6 protein-coding genes are annotated in these 7208 nt (G+C 57.6%); all 6 read right to left on the bottom strand.

What is annotated here, in order from left to right:
• Nucleotides 1–307 precede the first annotated feature (307 nt).
• Nucleotides 308–1765, bottom strand: coding sequence for an NAD-dependent succinate-semialdehyde dehydrogenase (locus ORS3428_RS05285; RefSeq protein WP_040985507.1), 1458 nt, complete (start codon nucleotides 1763–1765; stop codon nucleotides 308–310).
• A 270-nt stretch (nucleotides 1766–2035) separates the two neighbouring features.
• Nucleotides 2036–2542 carry a nuclear transport factor 2 family protein gene (locus tag ORS3428_RS05280; protein WP_082037192.1) on the bottom strand — a complete coding sequence of 169 codons (507 nt, stop codon included), beginning with the start codon at nucleotides 2540–2542 and terminating at the stop codon, nucleotides 2036–2038.
• A 360-nt stretch (nucleotides 2543–2902) separates the two neighbouring features.
• Complete coding sequence (locus ORS3428_RS05275) at nucleotides 2903–3880, bottom strand: peptidyl-alpha-hydroxyglycine alpha-amidating lyase family protein (RefSeq protein ID WP_040986137.1); 978 nt, start codon at nucleotides 3878–3880, stop codon at nucleotides 2903–2905.
• Nucleotides 3881–4717: 837 nt separating this feature from the next.
• Entirely contained in the window at nucleotides 4718–5530 is an 813-nt protein-coding gene (locus tag ORS3428_RS05270) for an IclR family transcriptional regulator (protein ID WP_083354996.1), read from the bottom strand.
• Between the two features lie 215 nt (nucleotides 5531–5745).
• Entirely contained in the window at nucleotides 5746–6603 is an 858-nt protein-coding gene (locus ORS3428_RS05265) for an SDR family oxidoreductase (RefSeq protein ID WP_040986139.1), read from the bottom strand.
• 231 nt (nucleotides 6604–6834) lie between these two features.
• Nucleotides 6835–7208, bottom strand: a 374-nt coding sequence (locus ORS3428_RS05260) for an SDR family NAD(P)-dependent oxidoreductase (protein ID WP_122984373.1), incomplete at its 5' end; no start/stop codon positions are given.

Genomic DNA, 7208 nt, shown 5'->3' with positions numbered 1-7208 from the left:
GGCCCCCACCGCGGCGCCCAGTCGAGTGGGCGACATGTCTTTCAGGCTGCCACCAAATGCGCCTATCGCGGTACGCACGCCCGAAAGAAAGAAGACCCCGCCGCCCATCTGTACACCTTCCTGTCGCCAACGACCTCGGCCAGACCAGGGCAGCTCGGCCGACGCGAAACCCCGCCGAGCCGAGCCTAGTTTAGACAGATCCGCCGGCTCTTTTCTTGCTTTCGCCAATACGCTCGCAGCACCGGGCAGCCAGCGTCGAAGCCTCACCGCTGAGAAAACCGGCTGCCGCCGAAAGGTTGAGGCCGGCTCAGATGCCTAAGCCACCAAGACAGACGTATTTGGTGTCGAGATAGTCCTCAATGCCTTGGTGGCCCCCCTCGCGGCCGAGACCGGATTCCTTGACGCCGCCGAATGGAGCCTCGACGGTGGTCATCAACCCTTCATTGACGGCGACCATCCCGTATTTGAGCCCCTCCATGACGCGAACGGCGCGGCCAAGATTGCTGCTGTAGAAGTAAGCTGCCAAGCCGAACTCGGTTTCATTCGCGAGACGGACCGCCTCTTCCTCGGTGTCAAATTTGAAAACTGGAGCGACAGGGCCAAAAATCTCCTCCTTCATGAACATCATGTCGGGGGTGGCGGCCGCTATCACGGTCGGCTGAAAGAAGGTGCCGCCCAACGGATGCCGCTTGCCGCCAGACACCACCTTTGCGCCTTTCGACGTGGCGTCCCTAACGAACTGCTCGACCTTCTTGACCGCATTTTCGTCAATGAGGGGGCCTTGCTGCGTGCCCGCTTCCAGTCCCGGCCCGACCTTCAACTTCTCACTTGCCACCGCCAGCTTTTCGACGAACGCGGCGTAGATGCCGGCCTGCACGAAGAACCGGTTTGCACACACACAGGTCTGGCCGGAGTTGCGATACTTGGCAATCATGGCTCCTTCGACCGCCCGGTCGAGATCGGCATCGTCAAAGACGATGAAGGGAGCATTGCCGCCAAGTTCCATCGACACCTTCTTAACCGTCCCGGCACACTTCGCCATCAGGATCTTTCCGACTTCGGTTGATCCGGTGAATGTGAGCTTCCTGACAAGCGGATTGGAGCAGAGTTCGTCGCCGATCTCGGCGGCCGAACCGGTAACGATGTTGACGACCCCTTTCGGAAAACCAGCTTCCTCGCAGAGCGCGCCCCAAGCGAGGCCCGAATAAGGCGTTTGCGAAGCCGGCTTGATCACTGCAGTACAGCCAGCAGCCAGCGCTGGCGCAATTTTGCGCGAAAGCATTGCCGACGGGAAATTCCACGGCGTAACGGCCGCGACAACGCCGACCGGCTCCTTGGTCACCAGTATGCGGCGGTCGACCCATGGCGACGGTACGACATCGCCGTAAGTGCGGCGCGCCTCTTCGGCGAACCATAGCACGTACGCAGCCGAAAGGCCGACCTCGCCCTTGGCCTCGGCCAGCGACTTGCCCTGCTCCATCGTCAGCAGTTCGGCAAGCGCGTCCTGATTATCCATGATGGAATCATGCAGCTTGCGCAGGAGCTTGGAGCGCTCAAATGCCGAAGTCTTCTTCCAGCCATGGAATGCAGCCTCGGCGGCCTCGATGGCGCGTCTGGTTTCTGACTGGCCAGACTTCGGCACTGTGCCGATCAACAGCGTGGTGGCCGGATTGGTCACGTTGATGGTCGCGCCGGAATCGGCTTGCACCCACTCTCCTCCAATCAGGTTAGCCTGGCGCATGTAGTGGCTGGTTTTCTGCAGCATGATTCAACCTCCGTGCGGCGCGCCAAGAGGCGGCCTGAAACTCGTAGTGGCAGCGGCGCCAGTTCGTGAACTTTGCGCATTCCACAAATTCGCACTATCTGATTATTCAGTCAATTCTTGTTATCAGATAAATTTGCCCGTAAGATGATCCGCGTTTGACCTAGAAACCGAGGCGGTAAGTACGTCGCCGGCAGCATCGAGGACGGCCTGACCTATGCCTGGCAGGCTTGCGGCGCCCAGCATCGGCACACGCGACGCGGACCGCGACGTTCAGATTCCCGTATCGAGTCCCGCGTAGATATCGGCGATCCGCCAGACCCCTTCTTCGTTAGCCATCTGGAAGCGGTAGAAGCCAGTTGCTATCACTCGGGCAAGGCCATTTTCGGCGCCAGTGAGAAATAGCGAGGCGAGGACGACAGCACTCAATCCGCTGAGATCGTCGACCAAAATGTTCATCATGCAGTGGCGACGCTGGTCGGCCTGAGTCTCCCAAAGGGTTTTGAGCCATTGCAAGATGCGCGTGCGACCTTCATAAGGGCCCACGACGAAATTGCCGGCGACCGACCCACTAAAGACCGCAGTGGCTGTAAGGCACGCGGCGATCACATCCTCACGGCGTTCATCGTAACCCCAGCAGTAGCGATGTATCGTCTCTAGGATGAAGTGACGATCAGAGAGCGATCCAATGCCAGGGCAAGCTACCGGAGCTTGCAGGCGGACTATACTGTTTATAGTACCCCAAGCCGGAACGGGATTGAGCGGGAAAATAATGGTCAAACGGCTTTCCCTTCTTCATCTTTGAAGGGTAACACCGCAAAGGCAGCGCTGACCATTGCGGCGCCATATAGATCCGCCGCGACACGTGCAAAGTTCATGGGTCCCCCAAACGTTAGCAATGAGATTTGATGGCCGGATTTGCCGGTTTCTTTTTTACTTGGCCTCGGAGCAGAGCCTCTCCTCTAGCAATAGATCACATCAGCGACGTGGTTGCGCGGGATGGCGAGCCAAGGCGAAATACCAGGCTATCGCATACCGAAGCGCGCTAGACCCAAATAACGCAAGGACGCGGAGAGTTGGCCAATGGAAGAAGTGTTGGTCACGCATCGATGTGCGCGGGCGTTGCTGGCGCTAGATGGTTTATGAGGTCGTTCCCGGAGAAACTTTCACGAATTTCTGTAGCGTGCGCAGCGGTTTAGGTACCGGCTCCCCTGGGAAAAGCAACGGCCAAGCGGTCACCGAAACCTCGGCGACATAGATGTCACCAATTGAGTCCACCGTTAGGCCATGCGGAGCGATAAACTGACCAGGCTTCAGCCCTGTGGTCGGTTCATTGCCAAGCCGCGCCAGAAGCTTGCCGCTGTTATCAACGATGGTGATGCGGGGACCAAGATTGGGAGCGCCTCGATTAAAGGCGAGTTGCGGACCAATCTCACCGATATAGCAGATCGGGCATTTGCCGGCCGGCATAAAGAGGCCGCTCGGCCGATGCAAGTTGTGCCACTGCGTTTCGAACTTGCCGTTGCCATCGAATACTTGCACCCGATGATTTTCCCGATCCGCTACATAGACCCAGCCGTCTGCGTCGCAACAGATATTGTGCGGCAAGTTGAATTGTCCCGGCATGCAGCCGGGTTCGCCCCAGGACCGCATAAGCTTGCCGTCTGGAGAGTATTTGTGCACGCGCGCATTGGAGTAGCCGTCGGAGACATAAATGTCGTTGTCGGGCGAGAGGGCTGTATGAGTGCAACGGCTGAACGGAAGCCCGCTCATGAAGGCCGATGGACGCCCTGGAATACCGATTTCCAGCAGAACCTTGCCGTCGAGCGTGCACTTGCGAACGGTGTGATCCCCGTCATCAGTGCAATAGATGGTGTCGTCCGGGCCCATATGTATGCCATGTGCACGCCGGAAGATGTCCTCACCCCAGGAAGTGATGAATTCGCCGTTGCGGTCGAACACGCACATCGGATGTTCGCCTCGATTGAATACATACACGCGATCGCGTTGGTCCACTCCGACAGCCGCCACGTCGCCCAATTCCCATCCCGGCGGCAGTTTCTCCCACCCCTCCACGACCCGATATGTATAATCGCCACTGCCAACGATGACGCCCATGTGGCGGTCCTCCACGTTCATTCTGCCGCAGATCGTAGTGAACCCATTCCAGGCAGGAAAAGGGAACACAGTCATAAACAGGCGAAGCCATTTCTCCCTCGCGCATAGCCTTGAGATCGAATTCTCAACAAATGGAACAAGGTGGGTGCTGAAGCGAACTATTGCGGTGTCGCCCGGCCGGCTCTCGATCCGTGAGCCCCACCTCGAGGCCTGGCAAAGGTAAGTTCAGCCGCCTGTTCTCATGGCCGCGACCTTTAGCAGGTAGCGGAATGCGTTAGGTTAAAGTATTAACAAGTAAGCTAGCGTCACCAGTACACATATGGCGGCAATGACAAGCTGYGCCAGGATGAAGTCATCGCGCTCGCGCTCGGCAAAGAAATATACGCCGCCATACATATCGCAGTGGACGTTCGGGCTCTTCTCTTTTTGTTCTGACATCGTTCCTCCCAGAACTGATCGACCCAGAGATTGCCTGCACGATTGGCTAACGCTTAGGCTTCCCCTATTCTCCTGCTTCGCGTTTCAGTCGAAATTCCCACTATGAGATTTATATGTCAATCCCCTTAATAAGAGAATTTATTGTATTTTCTCATATTTTGGTGCTGGTGCCGGAACTGTAGAAGGCCTGCGGCAAGCGCAAGCACTCGGGTGYCGCCGACGGTGAGGGCCAATCAACGCTTGCCGTCATTCCGGTTTGATACTCGTCTCAGCTGAGCGAGCCGCGCCGCAAAGCGTCGGCAAAAAACGGATGGAAACACGGCGCCGGTGGCGCCCAGACGTAGAGGGACCAGGTTTCGCCCTCAATGTGTGATCGCAGACAAATCAGGTATTCGCAGACTAGGCGGAAAACCTGCTTGCCTGATCCTCCAGGCTCTCGGTGATCTTGGCCGCTGTCTCGCGCAGAAGTGCGAGCTTCTTGTCCAACGGCTGACTCTTGAACCGCTCCAGTGTCTGGGTAATGGAAAGAGAACCCAAGATCTGAWCGCTGCCGTCAAATAACGGGATTGCTATGGCCGCCAGCCCCGGATCGACTTCCTCAGCTGCTGTGCAATAACCTGCCTTGYGCAACTCGCGCAATTTGGACTTAAACGCGTTCCAGTTAGGCCCGAGCCCTGCCGATGTGATTTGCTCAGCATGCTTCAGCATGAGATCGCGAAGCTTATGCGGTGGCAAATTGGCAAGAATAACTTTCGATGCTGCGCCCCGGAAAAGTGGCATCGGCCTTCCGCGGTCGTAACTTGTCCTATAGCTAGGGTCAGGCCACTCTTCATGAATGCACACGACGTTGTTGCYGTAAAAACTGCACAACAGCAGGTTTTCTCCAACGCGCCGTGACAATTCGACCATCGGATCTCGGCTTGCGGCCAGCAACGGATCACCGAGTCTAATCTGCCGATCGAGTTCGATGATGCGCGCTCCGAGCACATATGTCCCTCCGGCAGCAGGGGCGAGCAATCCCGCGTTGGTCAGTACCTTCACATAGCGGTAGATCGTCGCCATCGAGCACCCAACGACCGCTGCCATCTTTTCAGCCGTCAAGGCGGGGCGTGTCGGCGTAAAAAGACCGAGAAGACCCAAGACCTTCTCGAGCGTGTTGCCCGACAAGGCCTCCGAAGCGGTTTCGGAGCTCAAATGCGTCGTGTCAGTCAAGCTTCGAATCTCCGAAGATGTGAATTTCGCATAATTCGCAATATTGCAGTGATTTCGACAACCAGTCTAGGTGCCTTGGATCAAGCCGAACGCCGCCCACTTTCGACGGATCTCCGCTGGCGCATGTAAACACACTGGAGTTTTCGTCAAAGGCAACGGCTTCGCCGCAGGCCGCCCCGCTTGAGCTCTCGTTATCGTGTTGCCATGGCGGACGGTCAACGGGTGACCGGGCGATTGTAGGGAGTCAGCTGAACTTCGTGTGTCCAGCAACTTGGATGCTGGGTGTGCAAGTAATAGTACGCTTCCGCAATTCGCGTGGGGTCCAGCATAATTTCACCCGTGTCTTTATACATGGCCTCACCGTGGGCCCGAGTTCCGGGAGAGTCGATCATACCGTCAACGACTATGTTGGCGATATGGACCCCCAACGGCGAATATTCTTCGGTCAACACCTGAGCCAGAGTGCGCATCATGACCCGTGGGTAGTAGAGCGATTCCCCCGTTTTCCGCTTTGTTCCGTGCAAGCTGTTGTGGTTGTTGGTCAGGAAATAGGATCCGTTTCCGCTCTTGCGCATTGCTGGAAGAATTTCCTTGGCGACCAGGTATGGTCCCCTGCAAGCGATGTCTATGGCCGTCTCGAACACCTCGTCGGGCAGATTCTCAATCAGTTCTTTCTCGGGAGGTAGTTCCCGCCCGCTGGCATAGCCAGCGTTATAGATGACGACTTCCGGTTCGCCAGCCTGCTTGCGGATCATTTCGAAAGCCTCGGCGATTGACTCGCGGCTCGTGAGGTCGAGCTCGGCGATAATCGCCCGGCCGCCCTGATCGCTGATTGCTGCCGCCAGTGCCGCGGCATTGTCCCGGTGGCGGGTGGTAAGGGCTACCGTATACCCCTCGGCTGCAAACTTCTGCGCAATCGCGCCACCGATGCCCCAGCGGATGCCGAGGGGCACGTCCGCATCGGAAATCTTGCCGCCAGCCAAAGAGACGGTTCTGCTGCCGTCCGATTGCCATTTCGATGTCGCCCCCACGATCACGGCGACTTTGGTCGTCTGGTAGTTTTGATTCGTCACGCTTTCCTCCTGGTTCTTGGTCTGGTCCTGGGCGGACCGTCCGGGTTTGCTTCGTTGTCGCCTGTATGCGCCGCAGCTCGTGCCCCATAGGGATGGCCAGATGATCGAACGGGGTGCAGATAGAATTGCCCTCAGGTTGCCGGCACGGTGAGCCGGCGCAGTTTGTTGTGGCAAAAGGCTACTCGTCGTCTCACGCGCCTGGGCGCRCAGCGGCGCCGCGAGCGGCTTGGTTCAGGACTCCAYGACCGGTACTGTGTAATTCAGCGCAAGACGCCCGCCGTCAGCAAAAATCGTCTCACCGGTGATGTAGCTCGCTTCCTTGGATGCGAGGAAGGTTGCAATTGAGGCGATTTCCTCCGGTTCGGCGATGCGCCCGAGAGGGGTACGCGACAACAGCCGATGCCTCATGATCGGGTCTGTGGCAAAGGGCATGGACAGGTCCGTTCTGATCGAGCCCGGACCGATCGCGTTCGCTCGGATGCCGTAAGGTGCAAGGGAAAGCGCCATGACCTTCGTAAGTGTCTCTATCCCACCTTTTGACGTACAGTATGGCACGTGATTCGGCAGCGCGATGCGCGCAGTGACGGAACTCATATTGATGATTG

Origin of the sequence: Mesorhizobium sp. ORS 3428 (assembly GCF_001854785.1) — a bacterium.
Taxonomy (GTDB): Bacteria; Pseudomonadota; Alphaproteobacteria; order Rhizobiales; family Rhizobiaceae; genus Mesorhizobium.
This window is presented reverse-complemented; position numbering and strand designations above follow the sequence as displayed.